This is a genomic window from Belnapia mucosa (assembly GCF_016775475.1).
Lineage (GTDB): Bacteria > Pseudomonadota > Alphaproteobacteria > Acetobacterales > Acetobacteraceae > Belnapia > Belnapia mucosa.
Map to the genome: position 1 here is coordinate 670,021 of NZ_JAEUXJ010000002.1, position 20,244 is coordinate 690,264.

The following is a 20,244-nucleotide window of genomic DNA, read 5'->3' on the forward strand; positions in this document are numbered from 1 at the left end:
AAGCGCCGCAGGGGAACAGCCTTCATGCCGGGACCGCTCGCGGGCATCCGCGTGCTCGACCTGACGACCGTGCTGGTCGGCCCCTATTGCACTCAGCTCCTGGCGGAGATGGGGGCCGAGGTCACCAAGGTGGAATCGCCGGAAGGCGACATGGTCCGTCTCATCGGCCCCGGCCGCAGCCCGCGCATGGGGGGCATGTTCCTCACCATCAACCGCGGCAAGCGCAGCCTCGTGCTCGACCTCAAGCGGCCGGAGGCGCGTGGCGTGCTGCTGCGCCTCGCTGGGGCGGCCGATGTGCTGGTGACGAATATCCGCCCGGCGGCGATGGCGCGGCTCGGCCTCGACTATCCGGCGCTGCGCGCGGTCAATCCGCGCCTCGTCTATGCCGCGGTGGTGGGCTATGCGCAGGCCGGCCCCTATGCGCCCCGCCCGGCCTATGACGACCTGATGCAGGGCGCTGCCGGAATCGCCCATCTGCAATCCCGCACCGGTGACGGCACGCCGCGCTATGCGCCGCTGGCCATGGCGGACCGCATCACCGGCCTCGCCGCGATGGGTGCGATTAACGCCGCGCTGCTGCACCGCGAGCGGAGCGGGGAGGGGCAGCAGGTCGAGGTGCCGATGTTCGAGACGATGCTGAATTTCGTCCTCGGCGACCATCTCGGCGGCAAGGCCTTCGACCCGCCGCTGGATGCCGGCGGCTACGGCCGCCTGCTCTCGCCCGACCGCCGCCCGTACCAAACCAGGGACGGGCATATCTGCACCATGATCTACAATGACCGGCAATGGCGCAGCTTCTGCGCCGCGGTCGGCTGGCCGGACCTGGTCTCGACCGATCCGCGCTTCGCCAGCCATGCGACCCGGACGCAGCATATCGACGCGGTGCTGGCCATGCTGGCCGAGGAATTCCGCCGCCGCACCACCGCCGAATGGATGGAACTGCTGACCGCGGCCGACCTGCCGGTGACGCCGGTCCACACCCTCGACACGGTCTTCGAGGACCCGCACCTCCAGGCCACCGGCTTCTTCAGCGAGGAGGAGCATCCGAGCGAGGGCCGGCTGACCCGGATGGCCGTGCCCTTCACCTTCTCCAGCAGCCCGACCGGCGAGCGGGCGCCCGCGCCCCGCCTCGGCGAGCATTCCGAGGCGATCCTGCGCGAGGCCGGCTATGCCGAGGCGGAGATCGCCGCCCTGCGGGAGGCCGGGGCGATCGGCTGACGCTTTCAGGGCGAACCCGGCAGCCCGGCCGGCGTTGCCCGCCGCATGACACGCCTGCTCGCCCTTCTCCTCCCGCTGCTCGTCCTGGCCTGCAGCCCGGCCCCGTCGCGGGCGCCAGGTGGGCTGACGCGGTCGGAGCCGCCGGCGCCGAATACGGGGCTGCTGCGGCCCGAGGCGGGGATCGATCCCGGCATCAACACCAACCCGCCCAGCGCCAGCCCGGGCATGACGCCGGTCATCCCGCCCAACCCGCGCATCCAGGCACGCTGACTCTTCGCATCGCACGGCGCCGGTTATGCTCTCCGCATGCCCGGCTTCACCCTCACTCCCATCGGCCATCTCGAGACGCCCTGGCCGAGCCCCGCCGATTGCCCGCGCAATGGCCGCTTGCCCGACCCGCGCCCGCTCTGCCGCGCCGTCATCGCCGAGCCCTACCGCGAAGGCCTCGACCAGCTCGACAGCTTCTCTCACCTGATCCTGCTCTACTGGATGCACTTGGCCGGGCCGGCGCCGCTGACCATCAGCCCGCGCTTCGCCGCCGGCCCGCGCGGCGTCTTCGCCACCCGCGCGCCCGTGCGGCCCAACCCCATCGCCCTCTCTGTGGTCCGGTTCGAAGGCTTCGCCGAACCTGGCGTGCTGCTCATCCGCAACCTCGACTGCGTCAGCGGAACGCCGCTTCTCGACATCAAGCCCTATTTGCCGACGGTCGATGCCGAGCCCGAGGCCAGCATGGGCTGGCTCACCCCGCGCAGCCCGGCCTGACCGGGCTTCCGTCAGGCGGCCCGCAGGCGCTCCAGGAAGTCGCTGACCCGGTGGCTCATCAGCTCCGCCTGCCGGGACAGGTCGCCCGAGGCCTGGCGCAGATGGCCCGCCGAAGCCCCGGTCCGTTCCGCCTCGTCCTGCATGCCCGCCGCATGGGTCGCCGCCTCTCCCGTGCCTGAGGCCGCCTCCGCAACCGCGCGGCCGATCTCGCGCGTCGCGGCCGCCTGCTGCTCCGTCGCCGCCGCGACCGCCGCGCTGGTCGTGTCGATCGTCTCGATGATCCTGGCGATGCTGGCGATGGCCTCCACCGTGCGCACCGTCTCGCCCTGCATCGCGGCGATCTGCGCGCCGATCTCCTCCGTCGCCCGTGCCGTCTGCCCGGCGAGGGCCTTCACTTCCGAGGCCACCACGGCGAAGCCCTTGCCGGCTTCGCCCGCCCGCGCCGCCTCGATCGTCGCGTTCAGCGCCAGGAGGTTGGTCTGGCCCGCGATGTCGTTGATCATCCGCACCACCTCGCTGATGCGCTGCGCCGCCTGGGCCAGCCCCTGCACCGTGGCATCGGTCTCCCGCGCCTGCTCCGCCGCACGCCGGGCCACCGCGGCGCCGGCACCGATCTGCTGGGCAACCTCGGCGATGGAGGTGGACAATTCCTCGACCGAGGCGGCGACCGCCTGCACATGGGTGCTGGCCAGACCAGTGGCGCCGGCGACGGCCGCCGCGCGTTCCGTCCCATGCTGCGCCATGGCCGTCATCTCGCCGGCCGTCTGGTCGAGTTCGGTCGCGGCCGAGGCCACGGTGCCGAGCATCTCGGCGGCCTCAGCCTCGAATCCCTTCACCAGCACCCCCACCCGCTCCGCCTGCTCGGCCTTGGCCGCGCGCTCCGCCAGGCGGGCCGCCGCGGTGGCCTCGCGCTCGATCGAGGCGATCCGCAGGGTTTCGACCGCATCCGCCATCGTGCCCAATTCGTCCCGGCGCCCGAGGCCGGGCACGGTCAGATGCAGATCGCCGGAGGCGATGCGCTTCACCGTGCCCGTGAAGCCCTGCAGCGGCCGCACCACCCGCCGGAACAGCAGCCAGGCCGCGCCCAGCATGGCGATGGCGGCGCTCGCCACCAGCGCGAGCGCCAGCAGCAGCCCGGTGCGGCCGGCATCGGCCAGGCTCGCGCTCTCCGCCAGTACCTGATCCAGCGCCGCGTCCCGCAGCAGGATGATCTCCGCCTGGGCCGGCACGCTCCAGCCGCGGAAGGCGGCCACGGTCTCGGGCCATGGCTCCACCGGGGCGCCGACTGCGCGCTCTCGGCCCCATTGCATCAGCCGCTCCCAACGTGGGGCGCTCTGGCCTTCGTAACTCTCGCGCAGCCGCGCCGCGGCGGCCTGCAGGCGCGGCGCATCCGGCAGCATGGCGAGCTTGCGCCTTATATCCTCCCAGACTTCCTCGGCCCGGCCGGTCAGCCGCTCGGCCCTGGCATAGTCCGCGAGGGGGAGGGGCTGGCCGGCGACCCAGTTGTTCATCATCAGGTTCCGGCGCCCCGTCGCGTCGCGCATCGCCATCGCCAGCATGGCGATGTCGATCGCCGTGGCGAGCGACGGCGCCCTGATCGCCGTCTGCTTCGCGGCGGCTGCCGCGATCCCCGCCAGGCGGTCGTGGAAGGCCGTGCGCCCGGCCATGACATCCCGCGCAAAGGCCGGGTCCCGCTCCGCCGGCGGCCGGGCCAGGACGCTGTCGAGCCGCTGGCGGAGATCGGCCATGGCCGATCGCGTCTCGGCCGGCACCCGCGCATCGCCGCCCGATCTGGCGAGGCTCAGCTGCGCCGCTTCGAGCAGGCTTTCGGTCGCCTGTGCGCTGCGCCGCAGCCCTTCGCGGTCCGGCTGGGCGGCGAGGCTGGAGGCCAGAAGTAGCCCGGCCTCATTGACGACCGCGGTCTGCGCGCGTTGCACCGCGCTGATCACCTGTGTGCCCGCAGCGGCGGAGCGCGCCTCGCTCCAGCGGTCCCAGGCCGTGCCCGCAACCCAGGCCGAGCCGATCAGGCCGGGAAGCGAGACAACCGCGAAGCCAAGAAGAAGGACGGTACGAACGCGCACGAATCTGCTCCTTGTCGCCAGGAGCAGGCTATGCCCTTCGGCATGACGATACGGTTAAGTGCCGTCAGGCCGCAGGCGCCGTGCGGGGCTTCGGGGCTTGAGCGGCCACGAATGGCCTAGCGGGGAATTCTAGACCCCGCCGCATCCCTTCGCCTTCAGCGAAGCCACCACCCAATCGCGTTCCCAGGTCCCGCCATCGATCGCCTGCTGCGCCTTGGCTTCCTTCGCCTGGTGGCCCTCGGCGGCGGCGATGGCGCTGGCGGCGTCGTCGAAGGGCAGCACGACCACGCCATCCTCATCGGCCATGATCAGGTCGCCGGGCATCACCACCTGCCCGCCGCAGGCGACCGGATAGCCGATCTCGCCCGGCCCGTCCTTATATGGGCCGGAAGGGGTGAGGCCGCAGGCCCAGATGCCGAGATCGAGCCCCCGCAGCGCCACTGCATCGCGCACCGCGCCATCGATGATGACGGCGGCGATGCCGCGCCGCGCCGCCCAGCCCATCATCAGCTCCCCGGTGATGGCGATGGACAGATCGCCGCCGGCATCGACCACGATGACATCGCCCGGCTCCGCCAGGTCGATCGCGCGGTGCAGCATGAGGTTGTCGCCGGACCGGGCGCGCACGGTGAAGGCGGGGCCGGCCACGGTGGTGCGCCCGCCGAAGGGACGGAAGCCGCCGCGCATCGTCTGCATGCGGTTGACCACATCGCCGATATTGGCCGCCGGAACGGCGGCGGCACGGGCGCAAAGGGCGGGATCCACCCGGCGAGTCATGGGCCGGATGCGGAAGCCAAGGGTCATCGATTCTGTCCTGGACGCTGCAAGGGCCGCATCATGACCGCTTGGCGGGACCTGTCGAGACAGGCGGCAAGCCGGCCTTCACGATTGCGCAATTCCGGCCCTGCAACCGCATCGGGTTACATCCTGTTTCGCCGGTCTATCACCCCACCATGCTATGCCCCGCAGGGCCGAATTTGCGACGGCAGGGCGATTCCTGGGGCTGTTTTGTGCAGAAACGGAGACAGGCCTCCCGCCACTCGACGCGGCTCGGAAGAAGAAGCCTTGGTCCCCTGACGGGATCGTGTCCGGTTCTGGAATGTACGGGCATTGTGCGGCAACGAAAACCAAGTAAAGCATCCAATAGGTTGAAGTCCCGGGCTGAAGTTCAAAGACGGGTCGATACCGTGCTCGCCTCTTCCCCCATTCGGAGGTTCGAATGACTGCCCCGCGTCCCATTCTGATCGTCGAAGACGATGCCGCCCTGCGTGCGACGCTGGCCGAGCAGCTCGCCCTCGACGGCGACTTCACCGCCGACGAGGCGGAAAGCGCGAAAGAGGCCGAGGAGAAGCTCGCCAGCGCCGATGCGCGCTACGACGCCATCCTGCTCGATATCGGCCTGCCCGATGTCGATGGCCGCGACTTCTGCGCCAAGCTGCGGCGCGAGGGGCGGCGCATGCCGGTGATCATGCTGACCGGCCAGGATGCCGAGCAGGATGTGGTCCGCGGCCTCGATTCCGGCGCGAACGACTATATCGCCAAGCCCTTCCGCCTACCCGAGCTGCTGGCCCGGGTGCGGGCGCAGCTGCGGGTCTTCGACAACTCCGAGGACGCGGTCTTCACCATCGGACCCTACATGTTCCGTCCCAGCGCCAAGCTGCTGCTGGAGCCGGCGCGGAACCGCAAGATCCGCCTGACCGACAAGGAAAGCGCGATCCTGAAATTCCTCTACCGGGCCGGCGGCAAGCCGGTGCAGCGTCAGGTGCTGCTGAACGAGGTCTGGGGCTACAACAGCGCCGTCACCACCCATACCCTCGAGACGCATGTCTACCGCCTGCGCCAGAAGATCGAGCCGGATCCGGCGAATGCCTCGCTGCTGTTGACGGCCTCCGGCGGCTACAAGCTGGCTCCGGCCGCGCTCGGCGCCGGCCACGCCTGAACCAAAGGGGGGCGCGGCGACGCGCCCCCCTTCGGATGCGCTTGCCCAGCGGGCCGGGCCGGCGTATCGCGGCAGGGCTGCCAGCCCGCCGAAGGATCTCGCCCGATGAGCGACCTGCCGAGCGCCGCCGAGATGGAGGAGATTGCCGGCGCCGCCGCGCCGCCATCCCCCGATGTGACGCTCTGTGAATGCTTCCCCGAGGATGGGCTGCGCGGCGCAGCCGCCGCGGTGCCGACCGATGCGAAGATCGCCCTGATCGCCGACCTTGTCGCTTGCGGCCTCCGCTCCGTCGCCGCGACGGCGTTCGAGCCGCCCGATGCTTCCCCCGCCTTCGCCGATGCCGAGATCCTGCTGCGCGGCCTGGCGCGACCTCCGGGCATCGCCATCCGGGCCGGCTGCGCCGATCCGCTCGCGGTGCGGCGGGCGCTGGTGGCGCAGGATGGCGGCTGGGGACCTGAGGAACTCGCCCTCGCCGTGCCGCAGGACGAGGACTGGACCGGCTTCGAGGCGATGGTCGCCCTGGCGCGCGGCCGTTTCCTGCTCACCGGCATCGTCGAGGCCCGGTTCGACCGGGCGGATGAGAATGCCTCCGGCGCGGTGGTGCAGGCGGCGGAGCGTCTCGCCACGCTCGGCGTCACCCGCATCGCCATTGCCGACGGCGCCGGTGCCGCGACGCCGCCGCGGGTGCGGGACCTGATCGGATGGCTGAACGGCGCCCTGCCGACCGCCACCTTCATCGCCCGCTTCACCGATCATCGCGGCCTGGCCATGGCGAACAGCCTGGCGGCGGTGGAGGCGGGGATCACCGCCCTCGACTGTGCGCTCGGCGGCGCCGGCGGGCTCTGCGCCACCGAGGATCTGGCCGCGGCGCTGGTGGCGATGGGCCATGGCACTGGCCTCGACCTCGCCGCGCTCTGCCGCTCCGGGGAGGCGGCTGAGGCGATGCTCGGCCGCCGTCTTGACAGCCGGGTGCTGAGGGGCGGCGCTATTCCGGCTTGATGCCGGCCCGCGCCAGGACGTCCTGCCATTGCGCGGCCTCGGCGCGCAGCCGCGCGGCCAAGGGCTCCGGCCCCGTCACCAGCAGCTCCCCGCCGCCCTCGGCGATGCGGGTGGCGATGGTCGAGCCCGCGCGGAGCGGCGCCATCTCCTGCACCAGCCGCGCGCCGATCTCAGGCGGCATGCCGCGCGGGCCAGCGAGCATGTACCAGATCGACATGTCGTAGCCGGGCACCCCATCCGCCAGCGGCGGCACCTCAGGCAGCAACGCGGTGCGCTTCGGGCTGGTGACGCAGAGGGGGCGGAATTTGCCGGACTGCACATGCGGCAGCAGCAGGCCGAGATCGCCCATATAGACACCGATCTCGCTGGTATAAAGGCCATTCACCGCCTGTCCGGCCCCGCGATAGGGCACGTGCAGGAAATCCAGCCCGGTCTTCATCTGCAGCAGCAGCCAGGCGAGATGGGTGGTCGAGCCGTTGCCGGAGGAGCCGTAGCTGAGGCTGCCCGGCTTCGCCTTGGCTTGCGCCAGCAGCGCCGCAGCATCGGCGATTGGGCTTTCGGTCTTCACCACGATCGCCATCGGCGTGTCGGCAATCAGCGAGATCGGCACCAGGTCGCGCTGGATGTCGAAGCCCGGATTCTTCTGCAGGGCGGGCAGCACCGCGAGCCCGCCGGTGGTGAAGAGGAAGCTGTGGCCATCGGTGGAATTCATCACATCCCGTGCGCCGATCGCGCCGGCGGCGCCCGGCTTCAGATCGATCACGACCGGCTGGCCGAGTCGCGGCGAGAGCTGCTCGGCAATCAGCCGGGCCGGCACCTCGACCGGCCCGCCGGGGGCGAAGGGCACGACGAAGCGAACCGTGCGGCTGGGCCAGCCGGACTGCGTCCGGCCGGCGCGGGGCAGGACCAGCGATGCGGCGGCCATGGTGGCGAGCAGGCTGCGGCGGTCCATGCCCATCTCCTTCGTCTCAGGCGGCCAGCCGCACCCGTGCCGCCGTCTTGACCATGTCGGCGCATTTCTCGCCGATCATGATCGCCGGCGCATTGGTATTGCCGGAGACGACCGTCGGCATGATCGAGGCATCGGCGACCCGCAGCCCCTCGATCCCGCGCACCCGCAGCTCCGGGTCGACCACGCTCTCGGGGTCGCCGCCCATGCGGCAGGTGCCGCTCGGGTGGTAGATCGTGATGCCGTTGCGGCGGATGAAGGCGAGGATCTCCTCATCGCTCGCGCCGGCGGGCCCGATCACCTCCTCCTCGATCCATTGGCCGAGCGCCCGGGTCTGCGCCAGCCGCCGGCCGAGCTTGATGCCCTCGATCATGCAGCGCCGGTCGGTCTCGGTGGAGAGGTAGTTGGCCCGGATCAGCGCCTTCGCCGCCGGGTCGGGGCTGGCCAGGGTGATGGTGCCGCGGCTTTCGGGGCGAAGCTGGCAGGCGCTGATCGTCATGCCCGGGAAGGGATGCAGCTGCTGCATGCTCTTCTCGGCGCTGAAGGGCAGGAAGTGGTACTGCACATCGGGTGTCGCGCTGCCCGGAAGCACGCGCGCGAAGAGGCCGGAAGTGCCGGCGCTGACGGTCAGCGGCCCGGTCCGGCGCAGGGCGAATTCCGCCCCCATCAGGAACTGGCCCCAGAGGCTCTGGGTGCGGGTGTTCATGCTGACGGGCTTGTTGACCCGATAGGCCAGCCGCGACTGGAAATGGTCCTGCAGGTTGGTCCCGACCGCGGGCAGGTCGTGCACCACCGGCACGCCCATCTCCTGCAGATGCGCCGCCGGGCCAATCCCTGAGAGCAGCAGCAGATGCGGCGAGGCGATGGCGCCGCCGCAGAGAATCACCTCCCGCTCCGCCCGGACGGTCAGCGCCGCGCCATGGCGGCGGAATTTCACCCCCGCCGCACGACGGCCTTCCAGCAGCAACCCGGTGCTGTGCGCATCGGCGACGATGATGAGGTTGGGCCGGTTGCGCGCCGGCTTCAGATAGGCCTTCGCCGCGCTGACCCGCCAGCCGCCGCGCGAGGTGGTCTGGTAGAAGCCGGCGCCCTCCTGGGTCTCGCCGTTGAAGTCGTCATTGCGCGGGAAGCCGAGCTCCGCCGCCGCATCGACGAAGGACTGGGCCAGCGGGTTGCGGTCGCGGATATCGCTGACGGCGAGCGGCCCGCCCGCGCCATGCAGCGCGCTCGCGCCCCGTTCCTGGTCCTCGGAGCGGCGGAAATAGGGGAGGACGTCCTCGAAGGACCAGCCGGTGCAGCCGAGCTGGCGCCAGTGGTCGTAATCCTCGTGCTGGCCGCGGACATAGAGCAGCCCGTTGATCGCCGAGGAGCCGCCCAGCACCCGACCACGCGGCCAAGGGACCCGGCGGCCTTCCAGCTCCGGCTCCGGCTCCGTCATCAGGTTCCAGGACAGGGTCGGGTGGTACATGGTCTTGGCATAGCCGATCGGCACATGCAGCCAGGGGTTCCGGTCGCGCGACCCGGCCTCCAGCAGCACCACCCGCACCGAGGGGTCCTCCGAGAGCCGCGCCGCCAGCGCGCAGCCGGCCGAGCCGGCACCCACCACCACATAATCCGCGCTGACCGGCACGCCTTCGCTCATCGGATTTCCTCCCGCTTCGCCGCCTATCAAGCCCCTGTTGCGGCTGCACGCCAAGGGGCTTGCCGGGCCCCGGGGGCGGCGGGAGACTGGCCGCCATGCAGATGCTCGATGCCCTGGCCGAAGCCCTCGGCCCAAGAAACTGCCTCACCGACACGGGGGAGATGGCGGCCTATGCGGTGGACTGGCGCGGCACCTCCCGCGCCATGCCGCTGGCGGTCCTGAAGCCGGGCACGGTCGAGGAGGTCTCGGCCGCCATGCGACTCGCCAGCGAGGCCGCCATTCCGGTGGTGCCGGCCGGCGGCCGGACCGGCCTCGCCGGCGCCGCGGTGGCCCGGCCGGGCGGTCCGCCCTCCCTGGTGCTGAGCCTGGAGCGGCTGAACCGCATCCGCAATGTGGATGCGCGGGACTTCTCCATCGTCGCCGAGGCCGGCTGCGTGGTGCAGCAGGTGCAGCAGGCCGCCACGGCGGTGGACCGGTTCTTCCCCATCGCCTGGGGCGCCCAGGGCACGGCGCAGATCGGCGGCATGCTCGGCACCAATGCGGGCGGCATCCGCACCATCCGCTGGGGCAATGCGCGGGAACTGGTCCTGGGGCTGGAGGTGGTGCTGGCCGATGGTCGGGTGCTGAACGACCTGCGCCGGGTGCGGAAGGACAATAGCGGCTATGCGCTGCGCCATCTTTTCATCGGCGCCGAGGGCACGCTCGGCGTCATCACTGCCGCCGCGCTGCGCCTGGTGCCGCCGATGCGCGCGGTCGAGACCGCCTTCCTCGCCGTGCCCTCGCCGGAGGCGGCGCTCTCGCTGCTCGGGCGGATGCAGGGGGCGGGAGCGGAGCTGATCGCCTTCGAGCTGATGAACCGCCTCTGCCTCGAGATGGTGGCGCGGCACGGGCCGCAGCTCCGCCTGCCGCTGCCGCTGGAAAGCCCCTGGTTCGTCATGGTGGAACTGGCCGCGCCGCACCCGGCCGTGCCGGTCCGCGCCATGCTGGAGACGGCGCTGGAAGCGGCGCTGGAGGCTGGCGAGTGCACCGATGCGGTGCCGGCCGAGAGCGAGTCCCAGCGCCTGGCCTTCTGGCGCATCCGGGAGGATTTCCCGGAATTCTCCCGCATGGATGGCCCTTCCATTCCGACCGACACCGCCGTGCCCGTCTCCGCCGTGCCGGAATTCCTGGCGCGGGCCGAGGCGGCATTGGCCGAGCGCTGGCCGGAGGGACGGATGTTCGCCATCGGCCATGCGGGGGATGGCAATATCCATGTCAGCCTGAAGGCGCCGCCGGGGATCAGCCAGAAGGATTGGGCGGCCCAGGCCGGCGGCGCCGACATGGTGGTGAACGAGATCGCCACCGCCCTCGGCGGCAGCTTCAGCGCCGAGCACGGCATCGGCACCAGCAAGCTGCATGTCATGCAGGCGCTGAAGGACCCGCTGGCGCTGGAGCTCATGCGGCGGATCAAGGCGACGCTCGATCCGCAGGGGCTGATGAACCCGGGGAAGGTGCTGCCGTCCAACTAGCCTTTGGCGAAGGCCGCCAGCATCCGGGCATGACTTCGGGCGCCCTTGTGCAGGCAGCGCAGCTCGAATTTCTCGTTCGGGCTGTGCACCTGGTCGTCGTTCAGCCCGAAGCCGACCAGCAGGCTGTCGAGGCCGAGCAGGCGCCGCATGCTCTCGACCACGGGGATGGAGCCGCCGCTGCCGATCAGCACGGCGGGCTTGCCGTATTCCTCGGCCAGCGCGGCGCGGGCGGCGCCGACCCAGCGGCTATCGGCCGGCACCTCGATCCCCGGCGTGGTGGTGAAGATCTGCACCTCGGCCTTGGCATCGGCGGGCAGGCGTTCCGCGACGAAGCGGCGGATGCCGTCCGCCACCTTGGCCGGATCCTGGCCGGGGACGAGGCGGCAGGAGAGCTTGGCATGCGCCTCCCCGGCGATGACGGTCTTGCTGCCATCCCCGGTATAGCCGCCCCAGATGCCGTTCAGATCGGCGGTCGGCCGGGCCCAGAGCCGTTCCAGCCCGCTCCGCCCCCGCTCACCGGCCGGCGTCGCCAGGCCGATATCGCCGAGGAAGGCGCCCTCGTCGAAGCCGAGGCCGTCCCATTCGACGCGCTGCGCATTGGTGATCTCGGCGACGCCGTCATAGAAGCCGGGAATCTGCACCCGGCCATTCTCGTCATGCAGCCCGCCCATGATGCGCGAGAGGGCGTTGATCGGGTTCAGCGCCGCGCCGCCATAGATGCCCGAATGCAGGTCGCGCGAGGCGGCCTTCAGGTCGATCTGCGCATAGACCATGCCGCGCAGCCGGGTGGTGATCGCGGGCGTGTCGATGTCCCACATGCCGGTATCGCTGATGACGGCGACATCCGCCGCCAGCTCCGCCTTGTTGGCGGCGAGGAAGGCGTCGAGGCTCGGCGAGCCCACTTCCTCCTCGCCCTCGATCAGGACGGAGACGCGGCAGGGCGGGCCGCCGGCGACCTCGTGCCAGGCGCGCAACGCCTCCAGCCACATCGCCGTCTGGCCCTTGTCGTCCACCGCGCCGCGGGCGACGACGCGCCGGCCATGCGGGCCATCGACCACCACGGGATCGAAGGGCGGCGAGGTCCAGAGCGCCAGCGGGTCGGCGGGCTGCACATCGTAATGGCCGTAGAAGAACAGGTGCGGCGCGTTGCCGCCCGGCCCCGGATGATGCGCGACGACCACCGGATGCCCGGCGGTCGGCCGGATGCCGGCCTCGAAGCCCATGCCGGCGAGCTGGTCGCGCACCCATTCGGCGGCGCGCAGGCAATCCCCGGCATGCGCCGGCTGGGCGCTGATGCTCGGGATGCGGAGCCATTCGATCAGCCTGGCCTCCGCGGCAGGGGCATCGGCATCGAGGCGGGCGAGGATATCGGGAAGGGAAGCGCTCATGCCGCAACTCCAGCATGGCCGAACTCGCCGGGGAAGTGGCAGGCGGCCCAGCGGCCGGCTTCGTGTTCAGCCAGAGGCGGCGGCGTCTCGCAGACCGGCCGGGCGATCGGGCAGCGGGTGCGGAAGGGGCAGCCGGTCGGCAGGACGAGGGTGCTCGGCGGTTCGCCCTGCAGCACCACCCGCGTCCGGCCTGGCACCGGAACGGCGGAGATCAGCACCGCGGTATAGGGATGCAGCGGCCGGGCGAACAGCGCCTCGGCCGGCGCGCTTTCCATCACCTGCCCGAGATAGAGCACCGCGACCCGGTCGCAGAGATGCCGCACCACCGCCAGGTCATGCGCGATGAAGAGATAGGTCAGCCCCATCCGCTGCTGCAGGTCCAGCATCAGGTTGAGGATCTGCGCCTGGATGTTCACGTCGAGGGCGCTGATTGGCTCATCCGCCACGACCAGTTCCGGTTGCAGCGCCAGCGCCCGGGCGATGGAGATGCGCTGCCGCTGCCCGCCGCTGAACTCATGCGGGAAGCGCGAGACCCAGGCGGGGTTCAGCCCGACGGTGGCCAGCAGCTCGCCGACGCGCTCCCGCACCTCGGCCCCGCGCCGCGCCAGCCCATGCGCGACCAGCGGCTCGGCCAGCGTGTCGCCGATGGTCATGCGCGGATTGAGCGAGGCATAGGGGTCCTGGAACACCATCTGCATCCGCCGCCGCAGCGGGCGGATGGCGGCGGGGCTGGCCGAGGCGATTTCCTGCCCGTCGAAGGTGATGCTGCCCGCGGTCGGCGCATGGATGCGGGTGACGAGGCGGGCGAGGGTCGATTTGCCGCAGCCGCTCTCGCCGACGATGCCGAGCGTCTCGCCGCGCTTGAGGTCGAGATCGATGCCGTTCACCGCATGCACCACGCGCTTGGGCGCGAAGAAGCTCTCGCGCGGCAGGGGGAAATGCTTCACCAGCCCGCGCACCGAGAGCAGCGGCTCGGCCGCAGCCGGTGCCGGGCGTGCGCCACCGAAGCCGGCGCCGCCGGATTTCGGCAGCACCTGTCCCGCCTGCGTCACCCAGCACCGCGCGAGGCGCCCCGGCGCCACCTCGGCGAGCGGCGGATGTTCCCGCTCGCAGCGCTCCACCTTGAAGGGGCAGCGCGGGGCGAAGCGGCAGCCGGGCGGCAGGGCCAGCGCATCCGGCGGCGCGCCCTCGATGCTCACCAGGCGCCTATCGGCGCCGAGCGGCTGGTCGATCCGCGGCACCGCATTGACCAGCGCCCAGGCATAGGGGTGGCGCGGATCCTCCAGCACCTCGGCGGTCGGCGCTTCCTCCACCACCTCGCCGGCATACATCACCGCGACGCGGCGGCAGACGCTACCGATGACGCCGAGGTCATGGCTGATCAGCACGATGGCGGTGCCGAATTCGGCATTGAGCTGGCGCAGCAGGTCGAGGATCTGCGCCTGGATCGTCACATCCAGCGCCGTGGTCGGCTCATCGGCGATCAGCAGCGCCGGGTCGTTGGCGAAGCCCATGGCCAGCATCACCCGCTGGCGCATGCCGCCCGAGAATTCATGCGGGAAGCGGGAGACGCTGCGTTCCGGCGCGGTGATGCCCATGCGGCCGAGCAGCCCAATGGCGCGGCGCCGCGCCTCCGGCGGGGTAAAGCGGCCATGGCCTGTCATCGGCTCGGTCAGCTGGCGCAGGATGCGGATGACGGGGTTGAGGCCGGTCATCGGATCCTGGAAGACCATCGCCATGCGGTCGCCGCGCAGCGCCCGCAATTCATCAGGCCGCATCGCCAGCAGGTCGCGCCCCTGGAAGCGGAGCCGGCCGCCGACGATCCGCGCCGGCTCCTCGAGCAGGCGCATCAGGGACAGCGCGGTGACGCTTTTCCCGCTGCCGCTCTCGCCGACGATGCCGAGCGTCTCGCCGGCGCCGACGGTGAAGGAGACGCCATCGACGGCGCGGACCGGGCCGGCATCCGTCAGGAAGACGGTGCGGAGATCCTCGACTTCCAGGACGGGCACGGCCTCCGGCTTCGCCTCCCGACGATCGGACGCCGTCACCGGCTGCGCGCCTTCGGATCGAGCCAATCGCGCACCCCATCGCCCAGGAAGTTGAAGCCGAGCACGATCGTCAGGATGGCGAGGCCCGGGAAGGTCGCCACCCACCATTGCTCCACCAATTCGCGCCCCTCGGCCACCATCGCCCCCCATTCCGCGGTCGGCGGCACCACGCCGAGACCGAGGAAGGAGAGACCGGCGAAGGTGATGATCGCATTGCCGATATCGAGCGTCACCAGCACCACCAGCGGACCGATCGCATTCGGCACGATATGCCGCCCCAGGATGCGCGCCGGCTTCAGCCCGAGGACCACGGCGGCTTCCACATATTCCTGGCTGCGCTGCACCAGCGCCAGCGCGCGCGCGAGGCGGGCGAATTTCGGCCACCACACCACCAGCATGGCGATGATGGTGTTCGTCGTGCCGATGCCGAGCGCGGCGGCGATGGCGAGCGCCAGGATGATCGGCGGGAAGCAGAGCACCAGGTCGGTCAGCCGCATCAGCGCCGCATCGGCAAGGCCCCGCGCATAGGCGGCCACCATCCCGACCAGCGTGCCGAAAGCGGCACCCAGCGCAACCACCGAGATGCCGGCCAGCAGCGAGATGCGCGCCCCGAAGAGCAGGCGGGAGAAGCAATCCCGCCCCAGCGCATCCGTCCCCAGCCAATGCTGGCCCGAGGGTGGCTGCAGCCGGTTCGTCACATCGACGAAATCGGGCGGGTAGGGGGCCAGCCAGGGCGCTAAGACCGCGACCAGCACCCAGCCCAGCACGATGCCAGCGCCGATCCCCGCCAGCCCGTAGCGCCGCCAGAGCCGGGCCCGGCGCGAGCGCGGGGCAGGAAGGGCGAGGCTCGCGCTCATCGCCGCACCCGCGGGTCGAGCAGGGCGTAGGAGAGATCGACAAGGAGGTTGACCAGCAGATAGGTCACCGAGACCACCAGCGTGATCCCCATGATCGCCGGGAAGTCGAGCGCCGCCGCGCTGCGGAAGGTGTAGCGGCCGAGGCCGGGCCAGGAGAAGACCGTCTCCGTCATCACCGCCCCCGCCAGCAGATTGGCGTACGCCAGGCCGCCCAGCGTCACCACCGGGATCAGCGCATTGGGCAGAACATGCCGCAGGATGGTGTAGCCCTCCCGCATGCCCTTGGCGCGGGAGACACGGACATAGTCCTGGCCGATCGCCTCCAGCATCGCCGCCCGCGTGGTGCGGGTGATGAGGCCGATGGTCGCCGCCGCCAGCACGATGGCGGGCAGGACGAGATGCGAGACGGCATCGTGGAAGGTCTCCCAATCCCCGGCGAGGATCGTGTCCACCAGGAACAGCCCCGTCACCTCATCCGGCGGGAAGGCGATAGGGTCCAGCCTGCCAGGGCCGGGCGCGATCTGCAGCCCGCCATAGAAGACCGCCAGCATGACGAAGGCGAGCCAGAAGGTCGGCGAGGAGACGCCGATGAGCGAGATCACCCGCGCCACCGCATCCACCCAGCTATCCCGCCAGACCGCCGCGGCGATGCCGAGCGGGATGCCGGTGACGAGGGCGAGGAGGAAGGCGATGGTCGAAAGCTCCACCGTCGCCGGGGCATATTGCGCGATATCCTCCAGCACCGGCCGCTGCGAGGCGATGGAGGTGCCGAGATCGCCATGCGCCAGCCCACGCAGGAAGATGAAGTACCGTTCCCAGAGCGGCAGGTCGAGGCCCCATTTCGCCCGCCATTCCGCGACCGTTGCCGGATTGCTGGCCGCCAGGTCGCCGAGCTGCGCCAGCACCGGGTCGCCGGGGACGGTATTGGCGATGAGGAAGATGACGAGGGTTGCCAGCACGGCCATGACGGCGGCGCCTGCCAATCGCGTGACCAAGGTCCGCAGCATCCGCCCCGCTTCTCCCCAAGCCTCTTCCCTGTAGTGTAGCCATGAAGTCGGGGAGGGGAAGCATGCAGGTCTATCTGACCCATACGCCGGATGCGCTGGAGAATTACTACGGCCCGCGCGCCCTGGCCGCGCTGCGGCAGGTGGTCGAGGTGCGGCTGAACGAGAGCGGCCGGCACCTGGCCGGGCAGGAGCTGGCCGAGGCTGCCAGGGGCTGCCAGGCCATCGTCAGCTACCGGCAATCGCCCGGCGAGCCAGCGACCTTCGAGCATGCGCCCGACCTCGTCGCCTTCCTCCGTTGCGCCGTCGATATCCGGAACGTGGACGTGGCGGCGGCCAGCGCCGCAGGGGTGCTGGTCACCCGGGCGACGCCGGGCTTCATCCCCTCGGTCGCCGAGCTGGTGCTGGGGCAGATGATCGACCTGGCGCGCGGCGTCAGCGCCGCCGCGGCCAGCTACCACCGCAATGAGGTGCCTGCCGCCCGGATGGGTGTGCAACTGAATGGCAGCACGCTCGGCATCATCGGCCATGGCGCCATCGGCCGCTATCTCGCGCCGCTCGGCCTGGCGCTCGGGATGCGTGTGCTGGTGGCCGATCCGCATGCGACGCCGGAAGACCCTCGGCTGGAGCATGTGCCGCTGGAGCGGCTGCTGGCCGAGAGCGATTTCGTCGTCTGCCTCGCCATCGCCAATGAGCAGACCGAGAACCTGATGGATGCCGCGGCCTTCGCGCGGATGCGGCGCGGCACCTTCTTCCTCAACCCCTCGCGCGGCAACCTCGTGGATGAGGCGGCGCTGCTGGCGGCGCTGGAGAGCGGCCATCTCGGCGGCTGCGCCATGGATGTTGGCCGTGCCCCGGACCAGATGCCGAGCCCGGCGCTGGCAGCGCATCCGAAGGTGGTGGCCACGCCGCATATCGGCGGGCTGACGCCTGCCGCCATCGAGCATCAGGCCTTCGACACGGTGCGGCAGGTGACCGCGCTGGCGGAGGGGCGGGTGCCGGATCACGCGGTGAATGCCGAGGCGGCGCATCGGCTGGCGCGCCTCGGCATCCGGGTCTGAATAGGGCTGGGGATCAGGCCGGCGCTGTCTGGCCGATCTCCAGCTGCCAGCCGGCGGCGGTCAGCGGGAAGCGCTTCACCGTGTTCCGCACCGCGATCTGGTAGATCGGCTGGAACAGGATGAAGTGGTTCGCCTGATCGACCACACCGCGCTGCCATTCCACCCAGAGCGCCGCGGCCTTGGCCTTGTCCGTCTCCTGCGCGGCGCGCTTCACCAGCGCCGTCATCTCGGGCGGGACGGGCCAATGGACGCGCCGCGCCACGCGTTCCACCACCGCCGCGGCCCAGAGCTCGTTTTCGGCCGCCGGCGGATTCCAGAAGGTGAGCACGCCGCCCTGCGACCGGCCGGTGGTGAAGGTGGTGCGGAGATTGACCTGGTCCATCGGCGCCAGCCTGGCGCGGATGCCGACCCGGCCGAGATCCGCCTGGATCTTCTGCGCCAGCAATTGGTAGGAGACGCCGGCGACCGCCGCATTGCCATAGGCGATCTCGAATTCGAAGCCCTCGGCGAAGCCGCCTTCTTGCAGCAGCTTGCGTGCGCGGTCGAGGTCCTGCTTGAAGCCGATCTCGCGCGCCACCGTCTCGGTGCTGCCATTCACGCCGATGGGCAGGAAATGCGCCGGCCGCAGCGCCGCACCGCCGAGCATGTTGCCGATGATGCCGTCATAATCGATCGCATAGCCGATCGCCTGGCGGCAGGCCTTCTGGCCGAGCGCGCGGTTGAATTCCGGATTCTGCGTCAGCGCCATATAAACGAAGTCGAGGCTCGGCAGCCGCTCCGTCCGTACCTGTGCTTCGTCCTTCAGCGTGGCGATCTGCTCCGGGATCAGGTTGAAGGCGGCCTGGATATCGCCGCGGCGGATCGCCAGCAGCTGCGCCGCGCTGTCGCTGAAATGGCGGATCACGACGCGCTCATAGGCCGGGGCGCCGCGCCAGTGATTGGGGTTGCGGACGAGCTGGATCTGCTGGTTCCGCTCCCAGCGCGCCAGACGGTAGGGCCCGGTCCCGGCGCTGTTCTGGTTCAGCCAGTCGGTCGCCTTGTCGGCATCCTTGGCATCGGCGGCCATGCTTCCGCCATGCTGCATGACGAGCTTCTTCTCGGTGATGCCGAAGCTTGGCGCGCAGAGGATGTTCAGCAGCGGCGCATCCGGGTCGTTCATGACCAGATCGATGGTCTTCGCATCGACGATCTCGCAGCGGTCGACCGCCTTCAGGTATTGCTGCGTCTGTTCCTTCATGCGGATCAGGCGTTCGAAGGTGAACTGCACGTCCTCGGCCGTCAGCGGCGCGCCGGAGGCGAATTTCACCCCCTCGCGCAGGGTGAAGCGCCAGCCCTTGCCATCGGGCGTGCGGCTCCAGGCGGTGGCGAGGGCCGGCTTCGGCTCGATATAGTCGCCCGGCTCCAGCGTCATCAGCGGGTCATAGGTCGCGGCCAGCGTCATCGGCGGCGTGTATTGCGCCTGCCGCACCGGATCGAGGGTGATGGTGTCGCTGATATCGATGCCGATCACCAGGGTTGCGCCACGGGCCTGCGCCCAGGCCTGGCCGGCTGGCAGCAGGGCCGAGGCCCCCGCCAGGCCCAGCAGGCGCATCACATCCCGGCGCGCGATCGGCCGCGGTGTCTCGGACAGCTTCATCGGACCCCTCCCAGGGCGGCCACGCGGTTTGCCCGTGCTGGCCGTTGCGGCACGATAGGGGCCGTAACGGGGGGAAGGGAAGCCATGGCACGGGTCTTCGGCATCGGGATGGTCGGCCTCGGCATGGCGGTGCGGCCGCATGCGCTGGCCCTGCGGGACCTGGAGGCCTCGGGCCGCGCCCGCTTCCTCGGCGGCTTCAGCCCATCCGCCCCCCGCCGCGCCGCCTTCACGGAGGCCTGGGGCGCACCGGTCTTCGAGAGCCTGGACTCCCTGCTGGCGGCGCCCGGCCTCGACCTCGTCCTGGTCCTGACCCCGCCGGCCGCGCACCTGCCGGTCGCCGAGGCGGCGGCCGCGGCAGGCAAGCATTTGCTGGTGGAGAAGCCGCTGGAATTTAACCTCGCCCGGGCCGAAGCACTGGTCGCCATGACCGCACGGGCGGGGGTCACCCTCGGCACCGTCTTCCAGCACCGGTTCCGGCCGGCGGCGCTGCGGCTGAAATCGGCGCTGGAGGCGGGGCTGCTCGGCCAGCCGCTCTCGGCCTCGGCCAGCATCCGCTGGTGGCGGGATGCGGGTTATTTCGCCCAGGCAGGGCGGGGGATGAAGGCGCGGGATGGCGGCGGCGTGCTGCTGACCCAGGCGATCCACACCCTCGACCTGCTGCTGCATCTGATGGGCCCGGTCGCCGAGGCCGCGGCCTTCGCCCGCACCAGCCCGCTGCGGGCCATCGATACCGAGGACACCGTCGCCGCCGCGCTGCGCTTCGCCAATGGCGCGATCGGCACGCTCGACGCCACCACCACCGCCCGCCCCGGCTTCCCCGAGCGGATCGAGATCGCCGGCACCGGCGGCAGCGCCATGCTGGTGGCGGAGCGGCTGGAGCTCCACCCGGAAGGCGCCTCGCCCGAGGTCATCGACCATGGCAGCGCCGGCGGCGGCGGGGCCGATCCCATGGCCTTCGACCACGGGCCGCATCGCCGCCTGCTGGAGGAGATGCTGGACGCGATCGAGACCGGCCGGGCGCCGATGAATTCCGGCGCCAGCGCGCTGGCGGTGCAGCGGCTGATCGAGGCCCTGCTGCGCAGCGCGGGGGAGGGCAGGTTCGTATCGCTATAGTCATCGGAATATAGCGCCCCGGGTTGCCCCATCCCCCGG

General features: G+C 71.0%; 17 protein-coding genes. 8 read left to right on the forward strand and 9 right to left on the reverse strand.

Annotated elements, in window-relative coordinates:
* Positions 1-24: 24 nt before the first annotated feature.
* The 3 genes from JMJ55_RS07795 to tsaA are packed head-to-tail and all read left to right on the forward strand — an operon-like array spanning position 25 to position 1,980.
* Positions 25-1,218, forward strand: coding sequence for a CaiB/BaiF CoA transferase family protein (locus tag JMJ55_RS07795; RefSeq protein WP_202824934.1), 1,194 nt, complete (start codon positions 25-27; stop codon positions 1,216-1,218).
* 45 nt (positions 1,219-1,263) lie between these two features.
* Positions 1,264-1,488: a hypothetical protein gene (locus tag JMJ55_RS07800; protein ID WP_202824935.1), complete on the forward strand. Its 225-nt coding sequence runs from the start codon at positions 1,264-1,266 to the stop codon at positions 1,486-1,488.
* Positions 1,489-1,524: 36 nt separating this feature from the next.
* A complete protein-coding gene (gene tsaA, locus JMJ55_RS07805; RefSeq protein WP_202824936.1) occupies positions 1,525-1,980 on the forward strand; it encodes a tRNA (N6-threonylcarbamoyladenosine(37)-N6)-methyltransferase TrmO in 456 nt (151 codons plus the stop codon).
* Between the two features lie 11 nt (positions 1,981-1,991).
* On the opposite strand, the gene JMJ55_RS31900 is transcribed toward tsaA, so the two are convergent.
* Positions 1,992-4,061, reverse strand: a complete 2,070-nt coding sequence (locus tag JMJ55_RS31900) for a methyl-accepting chemotaxis protein (protein WP_202824937.1) — start codon at positions 4,059-4,061, stop codon at positions 1,992-1,994.
* A 129-nt stretch (positions 4,062-4,190) separates the two neighbouring features.
* Positions 4,191-4,865 (reverse strand): RraA family protein, encoded by a 675-nt coding sequence (locus JMJ55_RS07815; protein ID WP_202824938.1) that lies wholly within the window; start codon positions 4,863-4,865, stop codon positions 4,191-4,193.
* A gap of 415 nt (positions 4,866-5,280) precedes the next feature.
* Between JMJ55_RS07815 and JMJ55_RS07820 the strand changes: the two genes are divergently transcribed.
* Positions 5,281-6,000: a response regulator transcription factor gene (locus JMJ55_RS07820; RefSeq protein ID WP_202824939.1), complete on the forward strand. Its 720-nt coding sequence runs from the start codon at positions 5,281-5,283 to the stop codon at positions 5,998-6,000.
* 105 nt (positions 6,001-6,105) lie between these two features.
* Positions 6,106-6,999 carry a beta/alpha barrel domain-containing protein gene (locus tag JMJ55_RS07825; RefSeq protein WP_202824940.1) on the forward strand — a complete coding sequence of 298 codons (894 nt, stop codon included), beginning with the start codon at positions 6,106-6,108 and terminating at the stop codon, positions 6,997-6,999.
* On the opposite strand, the gene JMJ55_RS07830 is transcribed toward JMJ55_RS07825, so the two are convergent.
* Together JMJ55_RS07830 and JMJ55_RS07835 are read right to left on the reverse strand one after the other, a co-directional pair.
* On the reverse strand, positions 6,986-7,951 hold the full coding sequence (locus JMJ55_RS07830; RefSeq protein ID WP_202824941.1) for a Bug family tripartite tricarboxylate transporter substrate binding protein: 966 nt from the start codon (positions 7,949-7,951) through the stop codon (positions 6,986-6,988). The genes JMJ55_RS07825 and JMJ55_RS07830 overlap by 14 nt on opposite strands.
* A 16-nt stretch (positions 7,952-7,967) precedes the next feature.
* Complete coding sequence (locus JMJ55_RS07835) at positions 7,968-9,590, reverse strand: GMC family oxidoreductase (protein ID WP_202824942.1); 1,623 nt, start codon at positions 9,588-9,590, stop codon at positions 7,968-7,970.
* Positions 9,591-9,685: 95 nt separating this feature from the next.
* Between JMJ55_RS07835 and JMJ55_RS07840 the strand changes: the two genes are divergently transcribed.
* Positions 9,686-11,098 carry an FAD-binding oxidoreductase gene (locus JMJ55_RS07840; protein WP_202824943.1) on the forward strand — a complete coding sequence of 471 codons (1,413 nt, stop codon included), beginning with the start codon at positions 9,686-9,688 and terminating at the stop codon, positions 11,096-11,098.
* Here the strand turns inward: JMJ55_RS07840 and JMJ55_RS07845 are convergent.
* The 4 genes from JMJ55_RS07845 to JMJ55_RS07865 are packed head-to-tail and all read right to left on the reverse strand — an operon-like array spanning position 11,095 to position 16,398.
* Positions 11,095-12,486: a dipeptidase gene (locus tag JMJ55_RS07845; RefSeq protein ID WP_202824944.1), complete on the reverse strand. Its 1,392-nt coding sequence runs from the start codon at positions 12,484-12,486 to the stop codon at positions 11,095-11,097. The genes JMJ55_RS07840 and JMJ55_RS07845 overlap by 4 nt on opposite strands.
* Positions 12,483-14,534 (reverse strand): ABC transporter ATP-binding protein, encoded by a 2,052-nt coding sequence (locus JMJ55_RS30885; protein ID WP_328702583.1) that lies wholly within the window; start codon positions 14,532-14,534, stop codon positions 12,483-12,485. Before JMJ55_RS30885 ends, JMJ55_RS07845 begins: the two co-directional genes overlap by 4 nt.
* A complete protein-coding gene (locus JMJ55_RS07860; protein WP_202824945.1) occupies positions 14,531-15,391 on the reverse strand; it encodes an ABC transporter permease in 861 nt (286 codons plus the stop codon). Before JMJ55_RS07860 ends, JMJ55_RS30885 begins: the two co-directional genes overlap by 4 nt.
* Complete coding sequence (locus JMJ55_RS07865) at positions 15,388-16,398, reverse strand: ABC transporter permease (RefSeq protein ID WP_202824946.1); 1,011 nt, start codon at positions 16,396-16,398, stop codon at positions 15,388-15,390. Before JMJ55_RS07865 ends, JMJ55_RS07860 begins: the two co-directional genes overlap by 4 nt.
* A 62-nt stretch (positions 16,399-16,460) precedes the next feature.
* Between JMJ55_RS07865 and JMJ55_RS07870 the strand changes: the two genes are divergently transcribed.
* Positions 16,461-17,456, forward strand: coding sequence for an NAD(P)-dependent oxidoreductase (locus JMJ55_RS07870; protein ID WP_202824947.1), 996 nt, complete (start codon positions 16,461-16,463; stop codon positions 17,454-17,456).
* A 13-nt stretch (positions 17,457-17,469) separates the two neighbouring features.
* Here JMJ55_RS07870 and JMJ55_RS07875 read toward each other — a convergent pair whose 3' ends face one another.
* Positions 17,470-19,092 (reverse strand): ABC transporter substrate-binding protein, encoded by a 1,623-nt coding sequence (locus JMJ55_RS07875; protein WP_202824948.1) that lies wholly within the window; start codon positions 19,090-19,092, stop codon positions 17,470-17,472.
* 84 nt (positions 19,093-19,176) lie between these two features.
* Between JMJ55_RS07875 and JMJ55_RS07880 the strand changes: the two genes are divergently transcribed.
* Positions 19,177-20,205 (forward strand): Gfo/Idh/MocA family protein, encoded by a 1,029-nt coding sequence (locus JMJ55_RS07880; protein WP_202824949.1) that lies wholly within the window; start codon positions 19,177-19,179, stop codon positions 20,203-20,205.
* Positions 20,206-20,244: the final 39 nt, after the last annotated feature.